A 26088-nucleotide genomic window follows, 5' to 3' on the forward strand; every position below is an offset into this window, starting at 1 on the left:
CGCAGAAACGTCAGGGTTGAACGGTGGCAGCAAGCGGACCGGGGCCGGCATCGGTCGGGGACCAGCCGCCCCCAAGCGCCTTCACCAAGCGGACATGATCCACGGCCCAGGCGGCGCGGGCCGCGGCCAAATCGCCCTGCAACGCCAGCAAGGTCCGCTGGGCGTCGAGCAAGGCACGGTAGTCGATCAAGCCGGCGGCGTAGCGCTGAGTGGCCAGTTGTTCGGCCTGCCGGGCGGCCGCGACGGCGTCCTGCAGGCGCAGCAGCCGCTCCCGGTCCCCCGCCAGCGCGACCAAGGCATTTTCGACGTCGCGCAAGGCCTCCAGCAAGGTGGCGGCCAGGGCCGCGCGGGCCTGCTCCGCCGCGGCTGCCTGGGCACGCGCCTGGGCCTGTGCGGCGCCGCCGTCGAACACGGTGGCGGCCAGATTGAGCGCCAGCGCGCGCGTCAGCGCGGTCACATCGAACAGGTCCGACACCCGGGGGGCGGCCAAGCTCAAACTGCCGCCCAGGCGCAGGGTGGGCCAGCGCGCCGCCTCGGCCTGGTCGGCGCGCGCAAAAGCGGCCTGCAACCGGGCCTGTGCCGCCGCCACGTCCGGGCGCTGGCGCAGCACGTCGGCCGGCAGCGGCAGCGTCCAGGCGGTCGGGGGCGCCGGGGCGGCTGCGGGTGGATCGGGCAGCTCGGCCCCCGGCGCACGCCCGGTGAGCACCGCCAGCGCATGCATCGACTGGCGAACCGAAACCTCCAGCACCGGCAGGCTGGCGCGGGTCTGCTCGACCGCCGCGCGCGCCGTCTCCAGGTCCAGCGCCGAGGCCAGCCCCGCCTGCACGCGCCACTGGGTCAGCTCCAGGCTGTCGAGCTGTGCGGCCAGGCTCTGCTGAGCCACCCGCAGCCGCTCGCGCGCGCCCCAGCCCTCGAAATAGGTGGCGGCCACCTCCGCCGCCAGGGTCAGGCGCACCAGCCCCAGATTGGCCTCGCTGGCAGCCACGTCGGCATCACCCGCCCGCAGGGCCGCCGCGCGCCGGCCAAACCAGTCCACCTCCCAGCCGGCGTCCAGCCCGGCCCGCACGGTGGTCCCGGCAGGGGCGGAGCCAACCCGGCCGCGTTGGACGGCCGCGCTGGCATCGACCGCCGGCCCGGTCGCCGCACGCGCCACGTCACGCAGCGCGCGCGCCTGCGCGACGGCCGCCGCCGCACCGGCCAGGTCGGGGTTGGCCGCCAGCGCGGCTTCCACCAGTTCGGTCAGCCCGGGGTCGCCAAACGCGGTCCACCACCGCTGCAGGGGCACGGCCCCGTCCACCTCGGTCGTGCGGTCAGCCGCGCTCCAGCGCTGCGGGGTCAGCGGCAGTTCCGCGGCCGGGCGGGGTGGCGACACGCTGCCGCAACCGGCCAGCGCCAGAACCAGCGCCCCGACCGCAGCCCGGGCCGTCACCGGGACAGACATCCAGTTTCGATCCATGATTCAGCGCAATGGTGGGGGCCCGGCATGAACGGCGGATGCACCGCCGGTAAAGATCTGTGTACCGGGCCCCTGGGCCACGACCACCTCGGTCACCGCGCGGTCGTCGGCCAGCATGATGAGCGCGAACAGCCATTCGGCCAGTGACTCGGCCTGCGCCGTGCGGCGCGCCAGCAGCGGGGTCGCCGCGGGGTCGAGGACGACGAAATCCGCCTCACTGCCGGGCGCGAGCGACCCCACCACGCCCCCCAGCCCCAGCGCCCGCGCCGCGCCCGCCGTGTGCTGCCACCACAGATCGAACGGGCTCAGGCTCACCCCCGTTTTGGGCCGACCATCGCCCCGCACCGCCGCCCGGCCGACCGTGTAGGCCGCCCGCATGGTGGCGAAGGGGCTGAAGCTCATGCCCCCGCCCACATCGCTGGCCAAGCCCAGGCGCACCCCGCCCGCGCGCGCAGTGGCGTAGTCGAAAAAACCGCTGCCCAAAAACAGATTGCTCGTCGGCGACACCGCGATGGCCGCACCGCTTTGGGCCAGCGCCCGCTGGTCGTCCGCGTCCAAATAAATGCCATGGGCGTACACCGCGCGCTCGCGCAGCAGGCCAAAGCGCTCATAGACGGCCAGGTAGCTGCGGTCGTGGGGATACAGCTCGCGCACCCAGCGCACCTCGTCCACGTTCTCGGCCACATGGGACTGGATCCAGACGTCCGGGTAGCGGGCCGCAAGTTCACCGGCGCCGCGCATCTGGGCATCGCTGCAGCTCGGCGCAAAGCGCGGGGTGATGGCATAACCCAGCCGGGCGCGGCCGTGCCAGCGGATGATCAAGGCTTCGGTGTCGCGCAAGGACTGCTCGGTGCGGTCGCGCACACCGTCTGGGCTGTGCCGGTCCTGCAGCACTTTGCCGGCGATGCAGCGCAGCCCGCGCGCTTCGGCCTCGGCCATCAGCGCGTCGACCGAACCGGGGTGAGAGGTGGCGAAGGTCAGCGCCGTCGTGACCCCTTGGCGCAGCAACTCATCGCAAAAAAAACGGGCCACGGCGCGGGCATGGGCCGGGTCGGCAAAGCGCGACTCGTGCGGAAAGGTGTACTGCGCCAGCCAGGGCAACAACCCCTCGGCGGGCGAGCCGATCACATCGGTCTGCGGGTAGTGGATGTGCAGATCGATGAAGCCGGGCGCGATCAGCCGGCCGCGGCGCTCGGTGAGCGGAACGTCCGGATACGCCGCCCGCAGCGTGTCGAAGGCGCCCACGGCAACGACCCGGCGTACGCCGTCGGCGCCAGCGGCCGTGACCAGCAGGCCGTCGGCTTCGTACCGGGGATGGGGCTCGTCCGCGTGCGGATCGAACCAGAGCAGGGAGGCGCGCCACGCTTGCATGGGGTGCTAGCTTAGCGGCTTCGCGCGACGCGGCGGTGACACGCGGCGCTTGACCTCAGGTTTACCCCTTGAGATGCCTGTGCGGCACCCGCCGCTGGCGCCACCAGCCGTAGCGGCCGACCAGCATCGACACCGCATACCACCCCCCCAGCAGCAACACGATGGCCGGGCTGGTGGGCCAGTCCGTCACATACGACCACCACAATCCCAAAAGGGACCCCACCGCCGCGGTCGCCACGGCCGCCACCAGCATCGGCTGCAGGCGCCGAAACCAGAACCGCGCGCTGGCCGCCGGCAGCACCATCATGCCCACCGCCATCAGCGTGCCCAGAGCGTGGAACGCCGCCACCAGATTGATCACCACCAGCGCCAAAAACCCGTGGTGCGCCACGGCCCCCCACGGGCTGATCCCACGCAGAAATGCCGGATCCACGCACTCCATCACCAAGGGCCGCCACAGCAGCGCCAAGCCCATGACGGTGAGGAGCGCCACGGCGCCGAGCAGCGTCAGCACCGACCCGTCCAGCGCCAGCACCGAGCCAAACAGCACATGCAGCAAATCCACCTGGCTGCCGCGCACCGAAAGAATCAGCACCCCCAGCGCGAGGGAGACGAGGTAAAACCCCGCCAGGGCGGCGTCCTCGCGCATCACCGTGTGCCGGGCGACCACACCGGCGGCCGCCGCCACGACGAGGCCGCCCAGCACCCCGCCCAGCGTCATGGCGGGCAGCGACAAGCCGGCCAGCCAATACCCAATGGCCGCGCCGGGCAGGATGGCGTGCGACATCGAGTCCCCCATCAGGCTCATACGGCGCAACATCAGAAACACGCCCACCGGGGCCGACCCGAGCGCCAGCAGCAGGCAGCCCAGCGCGGCACGGCGCATGAAGTCGAACTCCAGCCCCGAGACCGTGCCCAGCCACGTCAGCAGCGCGTCAATGCCGGTGCCCATGCGGCGCCTCCCCGGCGGTGGCCGTCTCGTCGATGTCGCACAGCTCCGCCCGCTCGTCGAAGGCCTCCTGCAGCCGGCGGGCGCGCAACAGATGGGCGTCGGTCAGCACCTGCGCGGTCGGACCGTGGGCGACCAGCTCGCGCGCCAGCAGCGTCGCCGTCGGGAAGACCGCCCGCACCAGCTCCAGATCGTGCAGCACGGCCACCACGGTGCGCCCCTCCTCGTGCCAGCGCCGCAACACGCACACCAAGTCCTCGAGCGTGCGGGCATCGACGCCGGTAAACGGCTCGTCCAGCAGCACGACCGGGGCATCCTGCAGCATCAGGCGGGCAAACAGCGCCCGCTGAAACTGCCCCCCCGACAGGGTGTCGAGCGTGCGCGACTCGAAGCCCTGCAAGCCCACCGCCGCGATGGCCGTCTGTACCCGCTCGCGCTGCGCACGCGAGGGCCGCCTCAACAGGCCCAGCTCGTGCCACAGGCCCATCGCGACCAATTCCGCCACAGTGACGGGGAAAGACCGATCCACCTCGCTGATCTGCGGCAGATAGGCCACCCCGCCCGGGCACAGCCCCCGCACCTCGCCGTGCATGGGACGCAGCCGCCCGGCCACGCACTTGAGCAGGGTGGATTTGCCGGCCCCGTTGGGACCGACGACCGCGGCCAGCTCGCCACGCGGCCAGCGCAGGCTGACATGGTGCACGGCCGGATGGCGCTCGTAGCCGGCGGTCAGGTCCAGCAGTTCGATGTCGGCCGGATCGGGCATGCGATGTCCAAGGCTCAGCCAGAAAAAAGGCCAGTCGCTGGGACTGGCCTTTGGTGTATGGCGCGGCTGGCAGGATTCGAACCCACGACCCCTTGGTTCGTAGCCAAGTACTCTATCCAACTGAGCTACAGCCGCTTGCTGAAGCCGAAAGTATACACAAATTTTTGGCCCTTTCGGCTGCCGCCGCGAATTTTCGTTCGGCGACTTCTCGGCATCACGCCCGCCGCGCCGCGAATGTGTCGGCAGTCACGATCAAGCCGGGAAAGTGGTCTTGCATGGCGAGCAGGTCCGCATCGCCCGTGATCAACGCGTCCGCCTTGCCGACGTGCGCGAGCACCAGGAATACCAGGTCGTTCTCGTCGCAGCAGGCTGGCAGATCTGGCCACGGCACCGGCAGTTCCACCCCTTCGGCGTAGGGCAGAAAGTCCGCCAGCAGCTCCTGCCGCTCCGGGGCCGACAGCTTGAACTTGGGATAGGCCAGGACGCGCAGGAGTTCTTTCGCCGTCTCCCGGCAAACCAGCGGCTGCAACTGTCGCCGCTGCCAGGCGTGGCGCATCCGTGCCAGGCGCCCGGCGCTGAAGATCAGCGCCGACAGGACGATGTTGGTGTCGAGGACAACCCGGCGCATCACTGCCGTGCCCAGGCCACGGCATCCTCGACGTCCTGCTCAGTGATCCCGAGTTGCTCCAGCTTCTCGCGCACGGCCTGGGCCTGCTGGACTCGCACGGGCGTCAGGACGATCCGGCCCCGCTCGACGGTCACGTCGAAGTACTCCGCCGCATCCACGCCGGCCACGGCTGCCTTGGGCAAGGTGATCTGATTTTTTGAAGTGAGCTTGGCAAGCATGAGAAGCCTCCGCAGGATCCACTGCAATCTTACTTCCTTACCTTCATGACTTGGACGATGGAACTGCTGCCCGACGCCGAAGCGAAGCTGCTCGCGCTGCCCGCCGACGTGCGCGCACACTTCCTGCGCGTGCAGATCGAGGCCGCATCATGAGCGCCGCAGTGACGCTTACCTGACTGTGACTTATAGGCTACACTTGAGTCGTGTGGGAGCTTGTCGATTACCTGACGCCCGAAGGCCGCAGCCCTTACCAGGCTTGGCTGGAACGCTTGGCTGACCGGCAAGCCCGCGCCCGGATTGTGGCCCGTGTCTTGCGGATGCAAGGCGGCAACTTCGGCGACTGCAAGCCTCTGAATAGTGGGGTTTGGGAGCTGAGAATCGACCACGGGCCGGGCTATCGCGTCTATTACGCCCGCGCGGGCAAGCGTCTGATCCTGCTGCTGGTCGGCGGAGACAAGCGCACCCAGCAAGCCGACATCGACACAGCCCTGGGTTACTGGCAAGACTGGCAAGCGAGGAACCGGACATGAGCCGCCCCGATCGCCCTCACGACGAAACCCTTATCGCGCTGATGCGCGACGATCCCGCCTTTGCCGCAGAGCTGCTGTCGGCGGCCCTGGCCGAGGCGCAACAGCCTGGCGGACGCGAAGCGCTGCTGACCACGCTGCGCTGCTACGCGGAAGCCAAGGGCATGAGCGCCATTGCCCAAGAGACAGGGCTTTCCCGGGAAAGTCTCTACCGAGCGCTGAGCGCGCGCGGCAACCCCACGCTCAAAACCCTGCTGGCCGTTCTGAAGGCCCTGGGGCTGCGACTGGGGGTCGACCGCAGCGAAAAAAGCACGGCAGCCGCATGATGGCAGCGTGCATGGGTGGGCAGGCTAACGCCTTGGAGGCGCGCCTGCTGCGCGATCCGGACGTGCAGCGCGCCTTTGACGAACTGGCCTGTCAGGCGACACCGTAAATTGCCCCTTGGCGACACGTGGAACAGACCCCCTTGTCCGCCAATCGTCACCCACGAGTACTCAGGCAGCCAAAACTGGCTACATGGTGGCTACATGGATCGGATTGAGCAAACTTGGGGCAGAGCTGGAATGATGTAAGTTTTTGATTTATTTGGTAGGGCGTGCAGGACTCGAACCTGCGACCAAGGGATTATGAGTCCCCTGCTCTAACCGACTGAGCTAACGCCCCAGCCAGCGCGGGATTGTAGCGGCCCCCTTCACTCCGGCCGGGTCTGGCTCAGGGCATTGCCCACCAGCTTCGCCGTGATGTCGACGATCTGGATCATGCGGTCGTAGGGCATGCGCTGCGGGCCGATGACGCCTAGCGTGCCCACCACCTGGCCGTCCACCTCGTACGGCGCGCTGACCACGGACAGCTCCTCGTACGGCACCACCTGGCTGTCGCCGCCGATGAAAATCCGCACGCCGTCGGCCTGACTGGAGATGTCGAGCAGGCGCATCACCTGGGTTTTTTGCTCGAACAGATCGAACAGCTTGCGCAGGTTGCCCATGTCGCGGGCAAAGTCGTCTACCGCCAGCAGGTTGCGCTCGCCGGCGATGACCACTTCGTCGGCCTCGGCCGCCTCGCTGCCGGCTTCGACGGCCTTGACCATCAGGCCCGCGATCTCGCCGCGCAGGGCATCCACCTCGTGGCGCAAGCGCTCGCGCACCGCGTCCAAGGTCAGTCCCGCGTAGTGGGCATTCAGAAAGTTGGCCGCTGACTGCAACTGGTCCTGCGTGAACTCGTTGTGCGGATGCAGGATGCGGTTTTGCACATCCCCGTCTGGCGACACCAGAATGACCAGGACCCGCCGCTCCGACAGCCGCAGGAACTCGATGTGCCGAAACACCACCGGCCGGCGCGGCACCTGCACCACCCCCACGAAGTGCGAGAGCTGCGACAACAATTGCGCGGCCTGGCTGAGCACCTGCCGGGGCTGATCGGCCGCCAGCGCCGGTGTCGGCAGGGCGTCGATGGCGGACAGCTCGCCGCGCCGTACGGTCAGCATCGCGTCCACGAAGTAGCGATACCCGCGCGGCGTGGGGATGCGCCCGGCCGAGGTGTGCGGACTGGCCACCAGACCCAGGTCCTCCAGGTCGCTCATCACGTTGCGGATGGTGGCCGGCGACAGATCCAGCCCGGCCGCCTTGGACAGCGTGCGCGAGCCCACCGGCTGGCCGTCGGCTATGTAGCGCTCGACCAACGCCTTGAGCAGCAATCTGGAACGTTCGTCTAACATCATCCCACCGTCAGAAAGCCATGTTGTAATTTGAGCATGAATCGGCCCCCCGTGCTGCCCCCGTCGCCCGCGCCGCATGCCGAGCGCGACCTTCCGCTGCGGTTTCGGCGGGTGGCGCTGGTGGGCAAATACCACGCGAGCGGCAGCCGCGACGCGCTCGAGCGGGTCGTGCACTTTCTGCACGAGCAGGGCTGCGAAGTGACGCTGGAACGCGAGACGGCGCACCACATGGGGCCGCTGGGCGACGGGACGCTGGACGTCGCCGGCATCGGCGCCCACTGCGACCTGGCCCTGGTGGTCGGCGGCGACGGCACGATGCTGGGCATCGGTCGCCAGCTCGGGCCGTGCGGCGTGCCGCTCATCGGCATCAACCAGGGGCGCCTGGGCTTCATCACCGACATCCCGTTCGACCGCTTTGCCGACATTTTGCGCCCGATGCTGCGCGGCGCCTACGAGGAAGAGCACCGCGCCCTGATGCGGGCCGGCGTCTGGCGCGATGGCGATTGCGTGTTTCAGACCATCGCCATGAATGACGTGGTGGTCAACCGGGGCGGCGCCCCCAGCATGGTGGAGCTGCGCGTGGAGGTGGATGGCCACTTCGTCGCCAACCAGCGCGCCGACGGGCTGATCATCGCCTCGCCCACGGGCTCCACCGCCTATGCCCTGTCGGCGGGCGGGCCGCTCATCCACCCGGCCATCGCCGGATGGGTCATGGTGCCGATCGCCCCCCACACGCTATCCAACCGCCCCATCGTGCTGCCCAGCGACGGCGAGATCGCCATCGAGGTCGTGGCCGGACGCGAGCCGAGCGCCCACTTCGACATGCAGACCTTCACCAGCCTGCTGCCGGGCGACCGGATCGCGGTGCGCCGCTCGGCCCACACGCTGCGGCTGCTGCACCCGGTGGGCTGGAGCTATTTCGACACCCTGCGGCGCAAGCTGCACTGGAACGAAGGGGTGGTGGCATGAGCTGGCTGCGGCTGGCGGTTCGCGATTTCGTCATCGTCCGCGCCCTGGAGGTGGAGCTGGGGCCCGGCTTCACCGCCCTCACCGGCGAGACCGGGGCGGGCAAGTCCATCCTGATCGACGCCCTGCAACTGCTGCTGGGGGGCCGGGCCGAGGCCCAGGTGGTGCGCGAGGGGGCCAGCCGCGCCGAGGTGGCCGGCGAATTCGACGCCCCGCCCGCCGCCGCAGACTGGTTGGCGGAACAGGGGTTCGACGCCGTGCCGGGCGAGCCCGTGCTGCTGCGCCGCACGGTCGATGCGCAGGGCCGCAGCCGGGGCTGGATCAACGGCAGCCCGGCCACCGCGGCGCAGTTGCGGGCCTTGGGCGAGCACCTGGTGGACATCCACGGCCAGCATGCCTGGCAAAGCCTGACCCGCCCCGACGCCGTGCGCGATCTGCTCGACCGCTACGCCCGGCTGGACACATCGGCGCTGCGCGCCGCATGGGCGGCGTGGCGCGCGGCCGTCGCCGCGCTGGAGTCGGCCGAGACCACCCAGGCCACCCGCGAGGTGGAACGCGAGCGCCTGCAATGGCAGGTGGACGAGGTCGGCCGCCTGGCCCCCGGCGCGGACGAATGGGACGAACTCAACCGCCAGCACACGCGGCTGGCGCACGCGCAAACCCTGATCGACGCCGCGCAGGCCGCCCTCGACGCGCTGGACGGCGATGACGTCAACGCCTCGCGGCTGATCGGGCAGGCCATCCACGCGCTGCGGGACCAGCAGCACATCGAGCCGCGCTATGGCGCCATCGCCGATGTGCTGCAGCAGGCCCTGGCACAGATCGACGACGCCTGCCACGACCTGCAACACCACGCCCACCGCACCGAGCTGGACCCGGCCGCGCTGGCGGCCCTGGACGAGCGCCTTTCGCGCTGGATGGCACTGGCGCGCCGCCACCGCTGCCCGCCGCAGGAATTGCCGCAACGCTGGCAGGACTGGCAGGCGCGCCTGCGCGCGCTGGACGAGGCCGCCGATCTGGACGCCCTGCGCGCCCGGGCGGAGCGCGCGCGGCAGTCCTTTCTGGCCGAGGCGCAGGCCGTCTCGCGCCAGCGCCAGCCCGCGGCCGAACGGCTGAGCGCCGCCATCACCGAGGCCATGCAAGGCCTGGGCATGGCCGGAGGCCGGTTCGAAGTCCGCCTGGAGCCGCTGCCCGAGCCGCAAGCCTCGGGGCTGGAGCGTGTCGACTTTCTGGTCGCAGGCCATCCCGGGGTGACGCCGCGCCCGGTGGGTAAGGTGGCCTCCGGCGGCGAGCTGTCGCGCATCGCGCTGGCCATCGCCGTCGTGACCAGCCAATTGGGCGAAGCCCCGACGCTGATCTTCGACGAGGTGGACAGCGGGATCGGTGGCACGGTCGCCCACACGGTGGGGCGGCTCATGCGCCGGCTGGGCGCCGACCGGCAGGTGCTCGCCGTGACCCACCTGCCCCAGGTGGCCGCGTGCGCACACCACCACCTGCAAGTCAGCAAGGCACGGCAGGGCGATGCCACCGTCAGTCAGGTCACGCCCCTGGAGGGCGAGGCGCGCGTCGAGGAGCTGGCGCGCATGCTCGGCGGCCACGGTTCCGACACGTCGCGGGCCCACGCCCGGGAGCTGTTGCAGGCATGACGACCGCCGCCCCGCACGTGGTGTTGATCACCGGCATGTCCGGTTCGGGCAAGTCGGTCGCCTTGCATGCCCTGGAGGACTCCGGCTTTTACTGCGTGGACAACCTGCCGCCCGAGTTGCTGGAGGCGTTCATCGATGTCGAGCGGGAACACCAGGTCGACCGGGTGGCGGTGGCGATCGACGTGCGCAGCGCGGCGTCGCTGCCCGGCCTGCCGCAGCGGCTGACGGCCCTGCGGCAGAGCGATGTCGCATTGACCGTGCTGTTCCTCGACGCGACGGACGACGTGCTGGTGCGCCGCTACTCCGAAACCCGGCGCATGCACCCGCTGTCCGTGCGCGGCAGCACCGACCAGCGCCGCGCCCTGGTCGATGCCCTGGCGCTGGAGCGAGAGCTGCTCGCCGCGCTGCGCGAGGGGGCGCTGGTGATCGACACGAGCCAGCTCAAGGCCGCCCAGTTGCGCACCGAGGTCAAGGCCCTGCTGCTGCGCGCGCCTGCCCCCTTGTCCCTGGTGTTCGAGTCGTTCGCGTTCAAGCGTGGCATCCCCATGGACGCGGACTATGTGTTCGATGTGCGCATGCTGCCCAACCCGCATTACGAACCGGCACTGCGCCCGCTGACGGGGCTGGACGCCCCGGTGGCCGCCTATCTGGACGCCGAGCCCGACGTCGCCGCCATGCAGGCGCAGATCACCGCCTTTCTGGAACACTGGCTGCCCGGGATGGTGCGCGACCACCGCAGCTATGTCACGGTCGCCATCGGCTGCACCGGTGGCCAGCACCGCTCGGTCTATCTGGTGGAGCGGCTGGCCGCCCACTTCGCCGCGACCTGGTCGGTGCAGCGCCGTCACCGGGAGCTGGATATTCGGCTGTCCGACGCCAAGTTTTGGAGCCAGACGCGCACCGGCGCCGGCAGCCCGAGCGCCAACGCCTCGGACGGCAGGCACCAGGCGCCCTGATCGGGCTCCACCCCCGGGGCCGAGGGCGCGGTACTGGCGTCTGACCCGCACGGCAGGCGGCACACCACCGGCTGCAGCCGCAGATCCCGGTGCGTCAGGGCGTGCGTAAACGCCGCGGGCCAGTCCGCCCGCACGCCGGGATGGTCCTGCAGCCAGCTGGCAAGCCCCTCCGCCGCGGCCAGCACGGGCGGCGCCCACAGCCCTGCCCAGATGCCGCGTGGAGGGCGGCGCTGCAGCCACCAGGCCCCGTCCGCCCGCTGGTACAGCGGCAGGCACCAGGCCTCGGTGCGCCGGGCCGCCCGCGGCGCGCGGCGCGGCCAGGCGGTGGGGTCGCCGCTGGCCCGGCCCGCGCACAGCGCGGCCACGGGGCAGGCGTCACACCGCGGCCGGCTGCGGGTGCAGACGGTCGCGCCCAGGTCCATCAGCCCCTGGGTGTAGGCGGCCATGTCGTCCGGCGCGGCCTCCGGCGGCACCAGCGCCTGGGCCGCGGCCCACAGGCCCCGTTGGGCGGCCGCGCGGGCCGGGTCGCCGGCATCGGCCAGCACCCGGGACAACACCCGCCGCACATTGCCATCCAGGATGGAGCGGCGCTCACCAAAGCAAAACGCCGCAATCGCCGCGGCGGTCGAAGTACCTATGCCGGGCAAGGTCGCCAAGGCCTCGGCGCCGGCGGGGAAGCGCCCACCATACTGCGCGACCACCACCCGCGCGCAGGCATGCAGATGGCGCGCCCGGCTGTAGTAGCCCAGCCCGCTCCACAGGGCCAGCACCTCGTCCAACGAGGCATCGGCCAACGCCTGCACGGTGGGAAAACGCTGCAAAAACCGCGCGTAGTAACCGAGCACGGTGCGCACTTGCGTCTGCTGCAGCATGATCTCGGACAGCCAGACCCGGTACGGGTCGCGCGTGCCCTGCCAGGGCAGATCATGCCGGCCATACGCCCGTTGCCATGCGACCACCCGCGCAAAAAACTGGGCCCGCACCGCCGCGGGGATGTCGGCCACCCCCGTGTTCATGGCTGATCGGGGTGTCCGGGGGCAGCGGGCTCGAGGGCCGACACAAGGGGGCTATCGGGGCGGTTCGGACGGTCGGGGCGGTTCAGCAGCCGCCGCAACGCCTCCACGTCCCGCGCAGCGCCCTCGCGCTGGGCCTGCAGCTCGGCCAGACGCTCGTCCAGCCCGCCCGCCGCCGCTTCGATGCGGTGCACGGCCTCCAGCCGGCGGGCAAAGTGGCGCCGGCGCTCGCGCAACTGCGCGTCGAGCTGCGCCGCAGCCGCCTTGTTCCACGATTCCACCTCGGCACTCGCGGCATCGAACACCGCCTTCAGCCGCCCCACGACGGCCTTGGCCAGCCGGTCCGCATACTCCGCCTGGGCCAGCCGCAGCACATTCGTCAGCCCCAGGTACTGCAGGTGGCTGCGTTCGATGTCGCGCAACTCGGCCGCAAAGGGCGACAGATCCAGCCCACCGGGCAGTTGCAGGGCAAAGCCATACTCGGCGTTTAGGCTGCGGAACGACGCCTGCAGCATGGCCTGCACCTCGTCCGCCTTGCGCCGCGCCTCGTCCAGTGTGGCGTGCAAGCGGGCAAAAGCGTCCGTGTAGGTGCGCCGGATGCCGAGCTTGACCCCCGGCTGGCGCAACGCCGCGGCCAGCGACGCCACCCCGGCTTGCAGCGACTGGCTGCCCAGCAAACCAAACAGGTCGCGCAGCAGCTTCAGGTGCACGCTGCGCAGGGCCTGAATACGCATCCCACCGGCGTCGAAGTCGCGCTGCTCTTGCTCGATGCGGCGGCGCATCTGGGCGATCACCGCCGTATTCTTGCCACGCAGCCCGTCCAGCTCGTCGATCTGGTCTTGCCACTCGCGCTCGCGCAGCCGCCAGCGTTGCTCGATCTCCGCCACCACGGCGGCCAAGGCCGCGTCCACCCGGCCGCCCAGGTCGTCGCGCCGGCGTTGCAGCACGGCATCGGTCAGCGCCCGCTCCAGGTCGGGCAGGCGGCTGTCGGCCAGCAGCGCTGCGTCCCCGCGCACCTTGGCCACCAGGCCTTTTTGCGCCGATACCGCGATCACCTGCGCCGGCTCCACGCCCAGCACCTGTGCCGTCGTGGCGCGCTGGCGCTCGATCTGGCCGTCGATCTCGGCCGGCGTGCTCAGACCGTCCCACAACACGTCGATCTTGTTGAGCACCACCAGCCGGGCGTCCACGCCCTCGGCCGCAGGCGCCAGATGCTCGCGCCACATCGCCAGATCCGACTTGCTCACCCCCGCATCGGCCGCCAGCACGAACACCACCGCCTGCGCCAGCGGCAACAGGCCCACCGTCAGCTCGGGCTCCGCGCCGATGGCGTTGAGCCCGGGCGTGTCCAGCACCACCAGCCCCTGCTTGAGCAGCGGATGCGCCATGTTGATGAGCGCATGGCGCCAGCGCGGCACCTCGACCAACCCATCGGCCCCGGGCAGCGGGTTGTCCTCGGGGCTGTCGTCGTGCCAGAAGCCCAGCGCCCGGGCCTGCTCGACCGGCACGCGCTGCACCTCGGCCACCTTCTCGATGGCGCGCGCGAGCTGCTCCGGGTCCTGCACATCCAGGTCGATGCGCTCCCAGCGCTCGGGGGCGCTGCGCCACTCCAGCAGCGACTGCGGCTGCAGCCGGGTCTCAATGGGCAGCAGGCGCAGGCAAGGCGGCAGTTCGGGGTCGTAGCCCAGCTCGGTGGGGCACATCGTCGTGCGCCCCGCGCTCGCGGGCATGATGCGGCGCCCGTAGCCGGCAAAAAACACGGCGTTGATGAGCTCCGACTTGCCGCGCGAAAACTCCGCGACGAAGGCCACCATCACCTTGTCCGTCTGCAACTGGCGCTGCAGGCGCTCCAGCCGCTCGTGCAGCCCGGCGTCGAGCAGATCGCGCGCCGCCAGCGCATCGGCCAGGGTGCGCAAGCGCTGCGCCTGCTCGCGGCGCCAGGCGCTGTGGGCGTCGAAATCGTGGGCAAACGACATGAGCGGTGGCGGCGGATCCGTCGGTCGGGCCACTATACACCCCGCCAGCCGCGCCGAGCGCCCCCGGCGCAGGCCCGCCGCTCAGCGGCGGCCGCTCAGCGAGCCTGGCAGCGCGGGCAGTAATAGGTGGAGCGCTGGCCCTGGCGAATCAGGCGGATCGGCGTGCCGCAAACCCGGCACGGCTGGCCGGCGCGGTCGTACACCCACATCTCGAGCTGAAAGTAGCCGCCCTGCCCATCGACGCGAAAGTCCCGCAGGGTGCTGCCCCCGACGGCCAGCGCGCGCTGCAACACCTGGCGTATGGCGGCATGCAACCGCGCCACGCGCGGCCGGCTCAGGCGCATGGCCGGCGTCGTGGGCCGAATGCCCGCCAGAAAGAGCGCCTCGCTCGCATAAATGTTGCCGACCCCGACCACGACGTCGCCCGCCAGCAGCACGGTTTTGATCGGGGCGCGCCGGCCGCGCAGCGCGGCATGAAAGCGGATCGGGTCGAAGGCGGCCTCCAACGGCTCCACCCCCAGGCCGCCCAGCAGTCGCTGCGCCACCGCATCGTCCTCGCCGCGCGCGTGGACCACGGCGCCAAAGCGGCGCGGATCGTGCAGCCGCAGTGTGCCGCGATCGGTGTGCAGATCCACATGGTCGTGGCGCCCCGGTGGCGGCAGCGCCTCGCCCATCGTCAGGCTGCCCGACATGCCCAGGTGCAGCAGCAGCAAGCCCTCGTCCAGATCGAGCAGCAGATATTTGCCCCGCCGCCGCACCGCCCGCACCTGGCGCCCCACCAGCGCCTGCGGCGCCACCCCCAGCGGCCAGCGCAACGGCTGCCCCAACCGCACGGCTTCGATGCGCGCGCCGACCAGCCGGTCGGCGATACGCAGCCGGGTGACTTCGACTTCGGGCAACTCGGGCATGGGAATCGACGCGCCAGGGCATGAACGGACGCGCTGGATTATGATCAATCGGGCATTCCCCGTAACGGAACCTCCATGCCGCGCCTGTGCCCCCTGCTCGTCACCCCCTGGCTGCTCGGCTGCCTGTGGCACGCCCCGGCAGCGCTGGGGCAGACGGCCCCCACCCAGCCGAACCCGCCCGCGGCCCAGACCCCGCAACCCTCGGCGCTCGACGCCGAGCTGTTCTATCAGCTTCTGCTGGGCGAGCTGCAGCGCCGCACCGACCCGGGCGCGGCGTATTCCCTCATCCTCGATGCGGCCAAGCGCACGCGCCAGCCGGAGCTGTTCCAGCGCGCCATCGAAATCGCCCTGCAAGGCCGCGCCCCGCAGGCCGCGCTGACCGCCGCGCGGGACTGGTCGGCCGCGCTGCCCAGCGACGACGAAGCGCGCCGCACCGAACTGCAACTGCTGATCGGCCTGCAGCGGGTGCGCGACATGGGCCCGGTGCTGCGCGATTGGATCCGAGCCGCCCCCGCCGCGCGCCGCCCCGGCCTGATTGCGCTGGTGCCCACGGCGCTGGCCCGCGCCACGGACAAAGCCGAAGCCGTGGCCACCGCCCGCGTGGCGCTCGAGCCCTCCCTGCGCGCGCCGGAGACCGCCGCCGCAGCCTGGGCGGCGCTCGGGCGCGTGCAGCGGCAGGCCGGACAGGACGCCGACGCCCTGCAATCCGCGCGCCAGGCGGTGCGCGCCGACCCTCGCTCCGCGCCCGCGGCGCTGCTGGCACTGGAGCTGCTGGACGCCTGGCCTGCGGATGCCGAATCCCTCCTGCAGCGCCACCTGCTCGCCACGCGGGACGCCGCCGATGCCGACCCCGCCGTGCGCATCGCCTACGCCCGGGCATTGGCAGAACGCGGCCGGCTGCCCGAAGGCCGCGCCCTGCTGCAGCCGGCGCCATCCCTGGATGCCGAGGGCCAGCGCCGCCTGCGCGTCGCCGAAGCCCGCCTGCTGCGCGACCACGACCATGCCCAGGAGGCCTACGACCTCCTGGGCCAAGCGCTGCAGACGGCCCCGACCGACACCGATCTGATGTATGAGCAGGCCATGGCCGCCGAGCGGCTGGGGCGGCTGGCCGAGATGGAGCGCCTGCTGCGCGAGCTCATCCAGCGCCAGCCGGACGATCCCCACGCCTACAACGCCCTGGGCTATGCCCTGGCCGACCGGGGCGAGCGCCTGTCCGAAGCCAAGGCGCTGATTCAGGAAGCCCTGCGCCGCGCCCCGGACGATGCCTACATCATCGACAGCCTAGGCTGGGTGGAGTTTCGCCTGGGCAACCTGAGCGAAGCGCGCCGACTGCTCGCCGACGCGCTGCAACGCCGCCCCGATGCCGAAATCGCCGCCCACCTGGGCGAAGTGCTTTGGGTGCTGGGCGAGTCCGAGCTGGCCCGCGCGGTCTGGCGCCAGGGGCTCGAACTCGACCGCCGCAACCGAACGCTCACCGAGACGCTGCGGCGCCTCGGCGTCGAGCCGTGAGGCCGCGCAGCGGGGCCCGGCGGCGGGCGGTGGCGCTCGCGCTCGTCGCCGGGGTGCTGCTCGCCGGATGCGCTACGCCGCCCGCGCCGGCGCCCGCGGCATGGAGCGGGCGGCTCGCCCTCACCCTGGCGACGGAGCCCGCTCAGCGCTGGAGCGCCAGCTTCGAGCTGGACGGCACGCCCGCGCAAGGTGTGCTGCGCCTGTACACCCCCCTGGGGCAAACCGTGGCCACGATCCGCTGGGACGGCGCAGGCGCCTGGCTGGACCGCGGCGCTGCCCCCCCTCGCCGTTACGACAGCCTGGAGACCCTGACCGCCGACTTGACCGGCGCGCCGCTGCCCGTCGCGGCCCTGTTTGCCTGGCTTGGCGGCACGGCCCAAGACGTCCCCGGCTGGGAGGTGGACCTGACGGAGCAGCCGCAAGGCCGCCTGCGCGCGCGCCGCGCCGCCCCACCGCCCGCTGCCGATCTGCGTCTGCTCTGGCAACCCTGATCCATGCAACGACTGCTCGACGTTCCCGCCCCCGCCAAGATCAATCTGTTTCTGCACGTCACGGGCCGCCGCGCCGACGGCTACCACGAGCTGCAATCGGTCTTTCGGCTGGTGGATTGGGCCGATACGCTGCACCTGGAGGCGCGGCGCGATGGCCGCCTGTCGCGCGAAGACCTGCGCCCCGCCGGCGACGCCTCGCCCCCCCTGCCCGAGGACGACCTGTGCCTGCGCGCCGCGCGCGCCCTGCAGGCGGCCAGCGGCTGCCCCCTGGGCGCGCACATCGTGCTGGACAAGCGCATCCCGCAGCAGGCCGGCTTGGGCGGCGGATCCAGCGACGCGGCCAGCACCCTGATGGCCCTCAACCGCCTGTGGGGGCTGGACTGGCCGCGCGACGCGCTGATCCGCCTGGGCACCCGACTGGGGGCCGACGTGCCGTTTTTTCTGGGGGGGCGCAACGCCTGGGTCGAAGGCATCGGGGACCGGCTAACGCCCGTGGACCTGCCCACAGCCCGCTATGCGATCGTCAAGCCGGCCGCGGGTACCGCGACCGCCGCGATTTATACCGCCAGCGACCTGGAGCGGGCCACGCCATTGGCTATAATGCGCGACTTCGTTGCCGGCATCGCTGCCGATCCCATTCGACCGTGGGGCCGCAACGACCTGCAACCCGTGGCCATGCGCCTGTGCCCCGACGTCGCCGCAGCCCTCGAGCGGCTGACCCGTCTGGGACTGCAGCCCCGCATGACCGGCTCGGGCAGTGCCGTGTTCGCGGTGCTGCCCGGCGACGCCGAAGCGGCCGCCGTGCAAACGGCGGACTGGCCGAACGGCTGGCAGATTCGGATCTGCCACGGTTTGCCGGAACACCCGCTGGTTGGGTGGCAAAAAGACGCTATAATATGAGTCTTGTTGCTGCAGACGCCAGCAACGCTGCATACGGTGCATCGCGTCAGCGGTGAACCTGTGTAGGGGAGTCGCCAAGTTGGTTAAGGCATCGGATTTTGATTCCGACATGCGAGGGTTCGAATCCTTCCTCCCCTGCCAAATTCCTTCCCAGTGCCGGTAACACCATGGAACGCTCGACGCCAGCGCACGCCCCGGATTTCATGCTCTTCACCGGCAATGCCAACCCGGCACTGGCCGCTGAAATCGCCCGCCATCTGGGCACCAGCCTGGGGGCGGCCCACGTCGGCCGCTTCTCCGATGGCGAGGTGACGGTCGAAATCGGGCAAAACGTCCGCGCCCGCGACATCTTCGTCATCCAGCCCACCTGCGCGCCGACCAACGAGAACCTGATGGAACTCGTCATCATGGTCGATGCGCTCAAACGCGCGTCGGCCGCGCGCATCTCGGCGGTGATCCCGTATTTTGGCTATGCGCGCCAGGACCGCCGCCCGCGCTCCAGCCGCGTGCCCATCAGCGCCAAGGTCGTGGCCAACATGCTGCAGGTGGTCGGCGTCGAGCGCGTGCTGACCATGGACCTGCACGCCGACCAGATCCAGGGCTTTTTCGACATCCCGGTCGACAACATCTACGCCTCGCCGGTCCTGCTGGGCGATCTGCGGCAGAAGAACTACCCCAACCTGCTCGTCGTCTCGCCGGACGTCGGCGGTGTGGTGCGCGCGCGCGCGCTGGCCAAGCAGCTCGACTGCGACATGGCCATCATCGACAAGCGCCGCCCCAAGCCCAATGTGTCCGAGGTCATGCACGTCATCGGCGACATCGAGGGCCGCCACTGCGTGATCATGGACGACATGGTGGACACCGCGGGCACGCTGGTCAAGGCGGCCGAGGTGCTCAAGGAGCGCGGGGCCGAAAAGGTGTTTGCCTACGTGACGCACCCCATCCTGTCCGGCCCGGCCGTGGAGCGCGTCGCCAAGGGCGATGCGCTGGACGAACTGGTGGTCACCAACACCATCCCGCTGAGCGAGGCGGCCCGCGCCTGCGGCAAGATCCGCCAGCTCACCGTGGCCCCGCTGTTCGCCGAAACCATCGCCCGCATCGCCAATGGCGAGTCGGTGATGAGCCTGTTCGCCGAATCGGAAAACCAGGGCTGAGCGGGGCTTTCCCGCGCCAGCCCACAGGGCATGCCGGCGCCCCGCCCGATGGGTGATCGGGGCACCGGATTTCGCGCCACCCGCCCGGGTGGCATTGTCGTGAGAACGGGGCGCGCTGGTCGCGGCCGCCCCCAGATTGGAGTCAGAGCATGAAATTCACCGCTTTCGAGCGCCAGACGCAGGGCACGGGTGCGAGCCGCCGCCTGCGCAACACCGGCAAGACGCCCGGCATCGTCTATGGCGGCAACGCCGCCCCGCAAGCCATCGAGCTGGACCACAACGCCCTGTGGCAGGCCATCCAGAAAGAGGCCTTCCACTCCTCCGTGCTGGAGATGGAACTCGGCGGCCAGGTCACCAAGGTCGTTCTGCGCGACGTGCAATACCACCCCTACAAGCCGCAAGTGCTGCATGTGGACTTCCAGCGCGTGGACGAGAACACCCGCCTGCGCAAGAAGGTGCCGCTGCACTTCGTCAACGCCGACAACAGCCCGGCGGTCAAGGCCGACAAGTGCCTGATCAACCACGTCGTCACCGAGCTGGAGATCGAGTGCCTGGCCACCCAGCTGCCCGACTTCATCGAGGTCGACCTGGGCAACCTGCACAAGGGCCAGAGCCTGCACGCCAACGACCTGAAGCTGGCCGCGGGCATCAAGATCGTCACCCATGGCAAGCCCAACCCGACCATCGCCACCGTCGTCGAGCCGGTGGAAGAAGTCGTGACGGCGCCCACCGCCGCCGCGGCCGACGACAAGAAGGGCAAGAAGGGCAAGAAGTGAGGCCCCGGGGCCGCACCCCGGCCCCACTCGCCGCCCCCCAGCGGCTGCCGACGGCGGCCGCCCCACCGAGGCCCGCACCGCGCGGGCCTTCGGTTTTGGTGCCATGATCGCCACCCCGCACACGAGGGCACGCAACGATGTTCAAGCTGCTGGTGGGTCTGGGCAACCCCGGACCGGAGTACGAGGACACGCGCCACAACGCCGGCTGGTGGTGGATCGACCGTGTCGCGCAGGACCTGCGGGTGACCCTGCACCCGGAGCGCGCCTATTTCGGCCTGGCCGGCCGCACCACCGTGGACGGCCACCCGCTGTGGCTGCTCAAGCCCACCACCTACATGAACCGCTCGGGCCAGTCCGTCGCCGCGCTGGCGCGGTTTTTCAAGATCGCCCCGGGCGAGATCCTGGTCGCGCACGACGAACTGGACCTGCCACCGGGGGACGCCCGGCTCAAACACGGCGGCGGCCACGCCGGCCACAACGGCCTGCGCGACATCCATGCGCAATTGGGCAGCGCCGACTACTGGCGGCTGCGCCTGGGCATCGGCCACCCGGGTGTGAAGGCCGAAGTCGCCCACTGGGTGCTGCGCAAGCCGCCGGCGGACCAGCGCCTGGCCATCGATCAGGCGGTGGAGCGTGCCGCGCGGGCCCTGCCGCTGCTGCTGGCCGGCGAGACTGCAAAGGCGACCGCCGCCATCCACACCAGCCAGCCGCCGCGGCCCAAGCCGCCGCGCCCTGACACGGTTTAGGCCGCGGACACCCGCTGGGCGCCCGGCGCTGCCTTGGCGGCCTGCAGGCGCCGGTATTTTTGCCACAGCGTCTCGCGGTCCTCGGTGTGGTCCGGGTTGACCGGGATGCAACTGACCGGGCAGACCTGCACACATTGCGGCTCGTCGAAGTGACCGACGCATTCCGTGCAGCGCCCCGGATCGATGACGTAGTGGTCCTCCCCCATCGAGATGGCCTGGTTGGGGCATTCGGGCTCGCAGACGTCGCAGTTGATGCACTCGTCGGTGATCATCAAGGCCATGGTCGGTTCCCCTGGTCAGCCTGTCGGAGTGGGCGGGGTCAGCGCTGGGGCGCCGGCAGCGCGGCAGCCAGCCGCTGCGCCACGCCCGGGTTGACCATCTGCGCCACATCCCCGCCCAGCTTGGCGATTTCGCGCACGAGGGTACTGGAAATGCACTGCACGGGCGGCTGCGGCAGCAAAAACACCGTCTGCACCGCGGGCAAGAGCTTGGCATTCATGGCGGCCATCTGCGCCTCGTAATCGAAGTCGGTCACGTTGCGGATGCCGCGCACCACGGCCACCGCCCCGTGCTCCCGGCAAAAATCCATGATCAGCCCCTCGAACGGCAGCACCTGCACGCCGGGGCAATCGGCCAGGGCATCGGCCACCATCGCCAGCCGGTCCGCCAGCGGGAACAGGGTTTTTTTGTGGTGGGCGACCGCCACCGCGACGATCAGCCGGTCGAACAGACCAGCCGCGCGGCGGATCACATCCTCGTGACCCAGCGTGATGGGGTCGAAGGTGCCGCTGTAGACGGCGGTACGCAGCACAGGGGTCGGGGCGTTCATGGGGCCGGATTATCCGCCGCCTGCAGCAGGTGGGCGTGCACGGCCCCGGCCCGCAGGTGGCGGTGCAAGTGCCAGCCCAGCGCCGCCACCTCATCCGGCGCCCAGGCGCGCGGGGCTTCCAGATACACCAGCCCCCCTGGGCGCAACAGCCGCGCGGCCGCCTGCAGCGCCGCGGCATACACGCGCTCGCCGCCATGGCGGGCATCGTCGAAGGGGGGGTCCAGAAACACCACGTCCCAGACCCCGGCGGGCAAAGCCGCCAGCGCGGCCAGCGCGTCGCCGCCCACGATGCGCACCCCCTGCGCCCCAAGCCGCGCCGCGTTCGCCCGCAGCGCGGCCAGCAAGGCGGGGACGCGCTCGATCAGCACCACCTCGGCCGCGCCGCGCGAGGCGGCCTCGAACCCCAGCGCGCCGCTGCCGGCAAACGCATCGACGCAGCGGCAGCCCATCAGGTCTTGCCCCAGCCAGTTGAACAGCGTCTCGCGCACGCGGTCGGGGGTGGGGCGCAACCCCGGCGCCTGTCCGACCGGCAGGCGCGAGCGCCGCCAGCGTCCCCCAATGATGCGCACCTCGCCGCTGGGCGCCGGCCCCCGGGGGCGCGCCGTCACGGCTGGCCCCCGACCACGACGGTCACCAGCCGTTCGGGGTCGATCACGCGGCGCCATGCGCGCATCAGGGTGTCCCGGTCGATCGCCGCCAGCCGCGCGGTCCAGGTGTCCAGCTCGTCCAGCGGAAGATCCGACCAGGCCAGCGCCGCCACCTGATCGAGCACCTTGCGGTTGCTGTCCAAGCGCAGGGCAAAGCCCTGGATCAGCGATGTTTTGGCCGCCGCGATTTCGTCGTCCGTCGGCCCCTCGGCGGTGAAGCGGCGCAGCGATTCCCGCACCAGGGAGACGGCCAGATCGGCCTGGTCCGGGCGCGTCTGCAGCATCACGGTAAAGGCCCCGGCATGCCGGCCGGCCAGAAAGTGGCTGTAGACACCGTAGGTCAGGCCGCGCTGCTCGCGGATCTCGCGCATCAGCCGGGAGGTGAACCCGCCCCCGCCGAAGATGTGGTTGGCCAGCAGCAGCGGCAGGTAGTCGGGATCCCGGCGGGCGATCCCCGGCCGCCCGATCAGGATCTGTGCCTGCGCCGCCCCCGGGAACGGCAGGCGCAGGTCTTGCGCACGCTCCAGCGGCGCGACCTCGGGCACGGCGGGCAGTGGCGCACAGCCGTGCGCGGCCCACCCGGCCAACAGGCGGTTGGCGATCGACTCGGCCTGCTCACGGCCGATCGGCCCGACCAGCGTGACGCGCGCGTCGCAGGCACGGGTGTGGCGGCGATAAAAGTCCTGCAGCGCCGCCCGGTCGATGGCGGCCCAGGTGTCGGGGGTGGCGTCCACCCCGTACGGGTGCCCCCGGTAGACCGCCTCGGCATAGCGCCGGCGCGCCAGGGTATCGGGTTGGGCCTGCGCCTCGCGCCAGGCGGCGACCAGGCGATCGCGCTCCCGCGCCCAGACCGCGGCATCGAAGGCCGGGGCGGCCAGTTGGCGGGCCGCCAACGCCACGGCCCGCTCCAGCAGATCCGGCCGGGTGAGCGTGCGCAGCGACACGCTGAAGCGATCCAGCGTGGCCACGGCGCTCCACTGCGCCCCCAGGTCGGCCCAAGCCTCGGTCAGGGCGTTCTCGTCCAACGCCGGCTGACCGTCGCGGGCTTCGATGCCCCGCCCCAGCATCAGGGCCGTCGCCGCGGCCAAGCCGGCTTGGCCGGCCGGATCGCGGCGGCTGCCCCCATCGGCCTCGAGGCGCACATCCAGCATGGGCAGGGCGTCGCTGCGCACCCAATAGACCCGCGCGCCATTGGGCAGGGTCCAGTGCTCGATGGGCAGCGCCGCCAGCACCGGCAGCGACAGGCACACCGCCAGCCCCACGATCAGCCCCCGCAGGGCGGCCAGCGCGCGCCTCATGATCCGCCCTCCGGCCGCAGCACGCCGACGGTGAGCTGGTCGTCCTGAAAGTAGCGCCGGGCGACGCGCTGCACATCGTCGGCGCTGACGGCCTGCAGCCGCTCCAGCAGCCGGGCGCCCGCGTCCAGCGGCCAGCCCAGCACCCAGTGCATACCCAGCTCGCGCGCCTGGGCAAACGTGGAGTCCAGCTTGTACACCTCGCTGGCCATCCACTGGTTTTTGATGCGCTGCAGCTCCGCGGGCGTGACGCCCTCGCGGGCGATGCGCCCGATCTCGGCTTTGAGGGTGGCCTCCACCGCTTCCACGGCCACCCCTGCCCGGGGCGTCGCGCTGAGCAAAAACAGCTCCGGCCCGCGCCCGGCCAGCCCGTAGGACGCGCCGACCGAATCGGCCAACCGCTCACCCCCCTGCCCTTGCACCAGGGCACGCTCCAAGCGCGCGGCGCTGTGCCCGTCCAGCGCCCCGGCGAGCAGCACCAAGGCCAGCGCATCGCGCGCGTCGGCATCGTCGGCGTCCGGGTGGGACAGGCGCGGCACGCGCCAGCCCATCAGCACGGTGGGCTGCTGGGTGCGACCGCGCCACTCCAGCCGGCGCGGGCCGCGCTGGGCGGGCTCGGCGTCGGTCTGCCGGGGCGGCACGGCGCGCGCCGGCAGCCGCCCAAAGGTGTCCTGCGCCCACTGCCGCACCTGCTCGGGGTCCACATCGCCCACGACCACGAGGGCGGCGTTGGCCGGCACATACCAGCGGCGGTAAAAGTCGCGCACCGTCTCGGGCTCCAGGGTCTGCAAGCGGCCCATCCAGCCGATGACGGGGCGGCGGTAGGGGTGAACGGTCCAGGCCATGGCCATGAACTGTTCGTACAGCTGGGACTGCGGCTCGTCCTCGATGCGCTGGCGGCGCTCTTCCTGGATCACCGCCCGCTCGCGCAAAAAGGCGTCGTCGCTCCAGGTGTTGTGGGCAAAGCGGTCGGCTTCCAGACGCATCGCCTCGGGCAGCCGCTCGGCGGGCAACTGCACATGGTAGGCCGTCATGTCGCGCGAGGTGAAGGCATTCTCCTGCCCGCCCAGCGCCGCGATGCGGCGCGAGAACTCGCCCTCCGGCACGGTGGGGGTGCCCTTGAACATCATGTGCTCGAGCACATGGGCCACGCCCGATTCGCGGTCCGTCTCGTCCACGGCCCCAACCCGCAGCCACAGCATCTGCACCGCCGTGGGCGAGCGCCGGTCGGGCTGCACGATGACGGTCATGCCATTGGCCAGTTGAAAGGTCTGCGCGCGCGACGCCGCCGTCGCCGCCGGGGTGGCGGCCTGCACCGCCGACGCCAGCGCGCCCGCCACCCACAGCGCGGCGCAGACAGCCCCCAGCCGCCGCCAGACGGTGCGCACGCAGCGCACGGTGCACCCAAGGCGGGCGCGATCGATCGAAAGATACGCTTTCATAGAATGTCGTCGATTCTAGGCAGCATCCCTATGTTCAGCTTTCTCAAGAAAAAGTTCTTCGGCAGCCGCGAGGAGGAGCCCGCGCCCTCTGCCGCGCCGGAGCCCGCCCCCCCGCCGGCCGCCGTGGCTGCCGAAGCATCGGCCGAACCATCGGCCGAGCCAGCAGGCGAACCCGCGGCCATGACGCCGCCGCCAGCTCCTGCTCCCGCTCCCGCTCCTGCCCCCGCGGCCCCCGACGCCCCGGCCCCGAGCCCCACGCGGCAGGGCTGGCTGGGCCGACTGTCCGCCGGCCTGCGCAAAACGGGCAGCAGCCTCACCGCCGTCTTTACCGGCACCCGCATCGACGACGCCTTGTACGAGGAGCTGGAGACCGCGCTGCTGATGGCCGACACCGGGGCCCAGGCGACCACCCTCCTGCTGGATGATCTGCGCCGCCGCGTCAAGGCCGAGCGCGCGACCGACCCGCAGCAGGTGCGCGCGCTGCTGGCGGACGCCATCACCGACTGGTTGCGCCCGCTGCAAAAGCCGCTGGCGGTCGGCGCCCAGCCCGACGGCCCGACCGTGTGGATGGTGGCGGGCGTCAACGGCGCAGGCAAAACCACCACCATCGGCAAGTTGACGTGGCATCTGGCCCACCATGGCGCCACCGTCCTGCTGGCGGCGGCCGACACCTTTCGCGCCGCGGCGCGCGAGCAGCTTGGCGTGTGGGCGCAGCGCAACGGGGTGGACATCGTCAGCCAGGACGGCGGCGATCCGGCAGCGGTGGCCTTCGACGCGGTGACCGCGGGCCGCGCGCGCGGCAAGGACGTGGTGATCGTCGATACCGCCGGCCGGCTGCCCACCCAGTTGCACCTGATGGAAGAGCTGCGCAAGATCAAGCGCGTGGTACAAAAGGCCGAGGCCACCGCCCCGCACGAAGTGCTGCTGGTCATCGACGGCAACACCGGCCAGAATGCCCTGGCGCAGGTCAAGGCCTTCGACGCGGCGCTGCAACTCACCGGCCTGATCGTCACCAAACTCGACGGCACGGCCAAGGGCGGCGTGCTGGCCGCCATCGCCATGTGGGCGCGCGAGCAGGGGCGCGAGCTGCCGGTCTACTTCATCGGCATCGGCGAAAAGCTGGAGGATCTGCAACCCTTCGACGCCCGCGAGTTCGCCACCGCGCTGCTGAGCTGACCCGCCGCGGTGGCATTCGGGTTGACCCG

The 26088-nt window shown here is 71.1% G+C and carries 26 protein-coding genes, 3 tRNA genes and 1 pseudogene; 13 read left to right on the top strand and 17 right to left on the bottom strand.

Going from position 1 to position 26088, the window contains the following annotated elements; genetic code table 11:
• Positions 1–10: 10 nt before the first annotated feature.
• From A9O67_RS11275 to A9O67_RS11305, 7 genes are all read right to left on the bottom strand, one after another.
• On the bottom strand, positions 11–1441 hold the full coding sequence (locus tag A9O67_RS11275; RefSeq protein WP_068610350.1) for an efflux transporter outer membrane subunit: 1431 nt from the start codon (positions 1439–1441) through the stop codon (positions 11–13).
• Between the two features lie 18 nt (positions 1442–1459).
• A complete protein-coding gene (gene guaD / locus A9O67_RS11280) occupies positions 1460–2827 on the bottom strand; it encodes a guanine deaminase (RefSeq protein ID WP_068610352.1) in 1368 nt (455 codons plus the stop codon).
• A gap of 61 nt (positions 2828–2888) precedes the next feature.
• Positions 2889–3779 carry a metal ABC transporter permease gene (locus tag A9O67_RS11285; protein ID WP_068610353.1) on the bottom strand — a complete coding sequence of 297 codons (891 nt, stop codon included), beginning with the start codon at positions 3777–3779 and terminating at the stop codon, positions 2889–2891.
• Complete coding sequence (aztA, locus tag A9O67_RS11290) at positions 3763–4542, bottom strand: zinc ABC transporter ATP-binding protein AztA (RefSeq protein ID WP_068610355.1); 780 nt, start codon at positions 4540–4542, stop codon at positions 3763–3765. Before aztA ends, A9O67_RS11285 begins: the two co-directional genes overlap by 17 nt.
• Before the next feature lie 58 nt (positions 4543–4600).
• A tRNA-Arg gene (locus A9O67_RS11295) sits at positions 4601–4677 on the bottom strand.
• 79 nt (positions 4678–4756) lie between these two features.
• Positions 4757–5170, bottom strand: a complete 414-nt coding sequence (locus A9O67_RS11300; protein ID WP_068610357.1) for a putative toxin-antitoxin system toxin component, PIN family — start codon at positions 5168–5170, stop codon at positions 4757–4759.
• Complete coding sequence (locus A9O67_RS11305; RefSeq protein WP_068610658.1) at positions 5170–5388, bottom strand: AbrB/MazE/SpoVT family DNA-binding domain-containing protein; 219 nt, start codon at positions 5386–5388, stop codon at positions 5170–5172. Before A9O67_RS11305 ends, A9O67_RS11300 begins: the two co-directional genes overlap by 1 nt.
• Positions 5389–5591: 203 nt before the next feature.
• Between A9O67_RS11305 and A9O67_RS11310 the strand changes: the two genes are divergently transcribed.
• Positions 5592–5918: a type II toxin-antitoxin system RelE/ParE family toxin gene (locus tag A9O67_RS11310; protein ID WP_068610358.1), complete on the top strand. Its 327-nt coding sequence runs from the start codon at positions 5592–5594 to the stop codon at positions 5916–5918.
• Positions 5915–6241: an addiction module antidote protein gene (locus A9O67_RS11315; protein ID WP_068610360.1), complete on the top strand. Its 327-nt coding sequence runs from the start codon at positions 5915–5917 to the stop codon at positions 6239–6241. The genes A9O67_RS11310 and A9O67_RS11315 overlap by 4 nt, the downstream gene beginning before the upstream one ends.
• Before the next feature lie 260 nt (positions 6242–6501).
• Here the strand turns inward: A9O67_RS11315 and A9O67_RS11320 are convergent.
• Positions 6502–6578: transfer RNA gene (locus tag A9O67_RS11320), tRNA-Ile, on the bottom strand.
• 28 nt (positions 6579–6606) lie between these two features.
• Positions 6607–7629: a heat-inducible transcriptional repressor HrcA gene (hrcA, locus tag A9O67_RS11325; RefSeq protein WP_068610661.1), complete on the bottom strand. Its 1023-nt coding sequence runs from the start codon at positions 7627–7629 to the stop codon at positions 6607–6609.
• A gap of 36 nt (positions 7630–7665) precedes the next feature.
• Here hrcA and A9O67_RS11330 point away from each other — a divergent pair, with 36 nt between their 5' ends.
• From A9O67_RS11330 to rapZ, 3 genes and pseudogenes are all read left to right on the top strand, one after another.
• A complete protein-coding gene (locus A9O67_RS11330; RefSeq protein ID WP_082955547.1) occupies positions 7666–8598 on the top strand; it encodes an NAD kinase in 933 nt (310 codons plus the stop codon).
• A complete protein-coding gene (gene recN, locus A9O67_RS11335; RefSeq protein ID WP_068610362.1) occupies positions 8595–10241 on the top strand; it encodes a DNA repair protein RecN in 1647 nt (548 codons plus the stop codon). Before A9O67_RS11330 ends, recN begins: the two co-directional genes overlap by 4 nt.
• A pseudogene (rapZ, locus tag A9O67_RS11340) lies at positions 10238–11101 on the top strand (RNase adapter RapZ); the annotation flags it as partial. The gene recN and the pseudogene rapZ, both read left to right, overlap by 4 nt.
• On the opposite strand, the gene mutY reads toward rapZ, so the two are convergent.
• The 3 genes from mutY to mutM all read right to left on the bottom strand — a co-directional run bounded on the left by mutY (position 11086) and on the right by mutM (position 15094).
• Positions 11086–12213: an A/G-specific adenine glycosylase gene (gene mutY / locus A9O67_RS13245; protein WP_082955548.1), complete on the bottom strand. Its 1128-nt coding sequence runs from the start codon at positions 12211–12213 to the stop codon at positions 11086–11088. The pseudogene rapZ and the gene mutY sit on opposite strands and share 16 nt — an antisense overlap.
• The gene (locus A9O67_RS11345) at positions 12210–14186 is read right to left on the bottom strand and encodes a dynamin family protein (protein ID WP_068610365.1); all 1977 of its coding nucleotides are present in this window, start codon (positions 14184–14186) and stop codon (positions 12210–12212) included. Before A9O67_RS11345 ends, mutY begins: the two co-directional genes overlap by 4 nt.
• Before the next feature lie 95 nt (positions 14187–14281).
• Positions 14282–15094: a bifunctional DNA-formamidopyrimidine glycosylase/DNA-(apurinic or apyrimidinic site) lyase gene (gene mutM, locus A9O67_RS11350; RefSeq protein WP_068610367.1), complete on the bottom strand. Its 813-nt coding sequence runs from the start codon at positions 15092–15094 to the stop codon at positions 14282–14284.
• A gap of 75 nt (positions 15095–15169) precedes the next feature.
• Between mutM and A9O67_RS11355 the strand changes: the two genes are divergently transcribed.
• The 7 genes from A9O67_RS11355 (at position 15170) to pth (ending at position 20670) form a co-directional block, all read left to right on the top strand.
• Positions 15170–16603, top strand: coding sequence for a tetratricopeptide repeat protein (locus tag A9O67_RS11355; RefSeq protein ID WP_068610369.1), 1434 nt, complete (start codon positions 15170–15172; stop codon positions 16601–16603).
• Positions 16600–17094 carry a lipoprotein insertase outer membrane protein LolB gene (locus tag A9O67_RS11360; protein WP_082955549.1) on the top strand — a complete coding sequence of 165 codons (495 nt, stop codon included), beginning with the start codon at positions 16600–16602 and terminating at the stop codon, positions 17092–17094. Before A9O67_RS11355 ends, A9O67_RS11360 begins: the two co-directional genes overlap by 4 nt.
• A 3-nt stretch (positions 17095–17097) precedes the next feature.
• Complete coding sequence (gene ispE / locus A9O67_RS11365; RefSeq protein WP_068610370.1) at positions 17098–17994, top strand: 4-(cytidine 5'-diphospho)-2-C-methyl-D-erythritol kinase; 897 nt, start codon at positions 17098–17100, stop codon at positions 17992–17994.
• Between the two features lie 64 nt (positions 17995–18058).
• Positions 18059–18135, top strand: a tRNA-Gln gene (locus tag A9O67_RS11370).
• A 26-nt stretch (positions 18136–18161) separates the two neighbouring features.
• Positions 18162–19148, top strand: a complete 987-nt coding sequence (locus A9O67_RS11375) for a ribose-phosphate pyrophosphokinase (RefSeq protein WP_068610373.1) — start codon at positions 18162–18164, stop codon at positions 19146–19148.
• A gap of 149 nt (positions 19149–19297) precedes the next feature.
• Entirely contained in the window at positions 19298–19924 is a 627-nt protein-coding gene (locus A9O67_RS11380) for a 50S ribosomal protein L25/general stress protein Ctc (protein ID WP_068610374.1), read from the top strand.
• 137 nt (positions 19925–20061) lie between these two features.
• Complete coding sequence (pth, locus tag A9O67_RS11385) at positions 20062–20670, top strand: aminoacyl-tRNA hydrolase (protein ID WP_068610376.1); 609 nt, start codon at positions 20062–20064, stop codon at positions 20668–20670.
• Here pth and A9O67_RS11390 read toward each other — a convergent pair.
• The 5 genes from A9O67_RS11390 to A9O67_RS11410 are packed head-to-tail and all read right to left on the bottom strand — an operon-like array spanning position 20667 to position 24883.
• Entirely contained in the window at positions 20667–20951 is a 285-nt protein-coding gene (locus A9O67_RS11390; protein WP_068610378.1) for a YfhL family 4Fe-4S dicluster ferredoxin, read from the bottom strand. The genes pth and A9O67_RS11390 overlap by 4 nt on opposite strands.
• A 38-nt stretch (positions 20952–20989) precedes the next feature.
• Positions 20990–21499 (bottom strand): pantetheine-phosphate adenylyltransferase, encoded by a 510-nt coding sequence (coaD, locus tag A9O67_RS11395; RefSeq protein ID WP_068610380.1) that lies wholly within the window; start codon positions 21497–21499, stop codon positions 20990–20992.
• On the bottom strand, positions 21496–22164 hold the full coding sequence (gene rsmD, locus A9O67_RS11400) for a 16S rRNA (guanine(966)-N(2))-methyltransferase RsmD (protein WP_068610381.1): 669 nt from the start codon (positions 22162–22164) through the stop codon (positions 21496–21498). Before rsmD ends, coaD begins: the two co-directional genes overlap by 4 nt.
• A complete protein-coding gene (locus A9O67_RS11405) occupies positions 22104–23444 on the bottom strand; it encodes a M16 family metallopeptidase (protein ID WP_068610383.1) in 1341 nt (446 codons plus the stop codon). Before A9O67_RS11405 ends, rsmD begins: the two co-directional genes overlap by 61 nt.
• Entirely contained in the window at positions 23441–24883 is a 1443-nt protein-coding gene (locus tag A9O67_RS11410) for a M16 family metallopeptidase (protein WP_082955550.1), read from the bottom strand. Before A9O67_RS11410 ends, A9O67_RS11405 begins: the two co-directional genes overlap by 4 nt.
• Before the next feature lie 30 nt (positions 24884–24913).
• Here A9O67_RS11410 and ftsY point away from each other — a divergent pair, with 30 nt between their 5' ends.
• Complete coding sequence (gene ftsY, locus A9O67_RS11415; RefSeq protein ID WP_068610385.1) at positions 24914–26059, top strand: signal recognition particle-docking protein FtsY; 1146 nt, start codon at positions 24914–24916, stop codon at positions 26057–26059.
• Positions 26060–26088: the final 29 nt, after the last annotated feature.

Source organism: Tepidimonas fonticaldi (assembly GCF_001675355.1).
Classification (GTDB): Bacteria; Pseudomonadota; Gammaproteobacteria; order Burkholderiales; family Burkholderiaceae_C; genus Tepidimonas; species Tepidimonas fonticaldi.

Coding starts and splice junctions, on each gene's coding strand:
- A9O67_RS11275 (WP_068610350.1), bottom strand. CDS start 1,441: ATGTCTGTCCCGGTGACGGCCCGGGCTGCGGTCGGGGCGCTGGTTCTG.
- guaD (WP_068610352.1), bottom strand. CDS start 2,827: ATGCAAGCGTGGCGCGCCTCCCTGCTCTGGTTCGATCCGCACGCGGAC.
- A9O67_RS11285 (WP_068610353.1), bottom strand. CDS start 3,779: ATGGGCACCGGCATTGACGCGCTGCTGACGTGGCTGGGCACGGTCTCG.
- aztA (WP_068610355.1), bottom strand. CDS start 4,542: ATGCCCGATCCGGCCGACATCGAACTGCTGGACCTGACCGCCGGCTAC.
- A9O67_RS11300 (WP_068610357.1), bottom strand. CDS start 5,170: ATGCGCCGGGTTGTCCTCGACACCAACATCGTCCTGTCGGCGCTGATC.
- A9O67_RS11305 (WP_068610658.1), bottom strand. CDS start 5,388: ATGCTTGCCAAGCTCACTTCAAAAAATCAGATCACCTTGCCCAAGGCA.
- A9O67_RS11315 (WP_068610360.1), top strand. CDS start 5,915: ATGAGCCGCCCCGATCGCCCTCACGACGAAACCCTTATCGCGCTGATG.
- hrcA (WP_068610661.1), bottom strand. CDS start 7,629: ATGTTAGACGAACGTTCCAGATTGCTGCTCAAGGCGTTGGTCGAGCGC.
- A9O67_RS11330 (WP_082955547.1), top strand. CDS start 7,666: ATGAATCGGCCCCCCGTGCTGCCCCCGTCGCCCGCGCCGCATGCCGAG.
- recN (WP_068610362.1), top strand. CDS start 8,595: ATGAGCTGGCTGCGGCTGGCGGTTCGCGATTTCGTCATCGTCCGCGCC.
- mutY (WP_082955548.1), bottom strand. CDS start 12,213: ATGAACACGGGGGTGGCCGACATCCCCGCGGCGGTGCGGGCCCAGTTT.
- A9O67_RS11345 (WP_068610365.1), bottom strand. CDS start 14,186: ATGTCGTTTGCCCACGATTTCGACGCCCACAGCGCCTGGCGCCGCGAG.
- mutM (WP_068610367.1), bottom strand. CDS start 15,094: ATGCCCGAGTTGCCCGAAGTCGAAGTCACCCGGCTGCGTATCGCCGAC.
- A9O67_RS11355 (WP_068610369.1), top strand. CDS start 15,170: ATGCCGCGCCTGTGCCCCCTGCTCGTCACCCCCTGGCTGCTCGGCTGC.
- ispE (WP_068610370.1), top strand. CDS start 17,098: ATGCAACGACTGCTCGACGTTCCCGCCCCCGCCAAGATCAATCTGTTT.
- A9O67_RS11375 (WP_068610373.1), top strand. CDS start 18,162: ATGGAACGCTCGACGCCAGCGCACGCCCCGGATTTCATGCTCTTCACC.
- A9O67_RS11380 (WP_068610374.1), top strand. CDS start 19,298: ATGAAATTCACCGCTTTCGAGCGCCAGACGCAGGGCACGGGTGCGAGC.
- pth (WP_068610376.1), top strand. CDS start 20,062: ATGTTCAAGCTGCTGGTGGGTCTGGGCAACCCCGGACCGGAGTACGAG.
- A9O67_RS11390 (WP_068610378.1), bottom strand. CDS start 20,951: ATGGCCTTGATGATCACCGACGAGTGCATCAACTGCGACGTCTGCGAG.
- coaD (WP_068610380.1), bottom strand. CDS start 21,499: ATGAACGCCCCGACCCCTGTGCTGCGTACCGCCGTCTACAGCGGCACC.
- rsmD (WP_068610381.1), bottom strand. CDS start 22,164: ATGGCGCCGCGTGATCGACCCCGAACGGCTGGTGACCGTCGTGGTCGG.
- A9O67_RS11405 (WP_068610383.1), bottom strand. CDS start 23,444: ATGAGGCGCGCGCTGGCCGCCCTGCGGGGGCTGATCGTGGGGCTGGCG.
- A9O67_RS11410 (WP_082955550.1), bottom strand. CDS start 24,883: ATGAAAGCGTATCTTTCGATCGATCGCGCCCGCCTTGGGTGCACCGTG.
- ftsY (WP_068610385.1), top strand. CDS start 24,914: ATGTTCAGCTTTCTCAAGAAAAAGTTCTTCGGCAGCCGCGAGGAGGAG.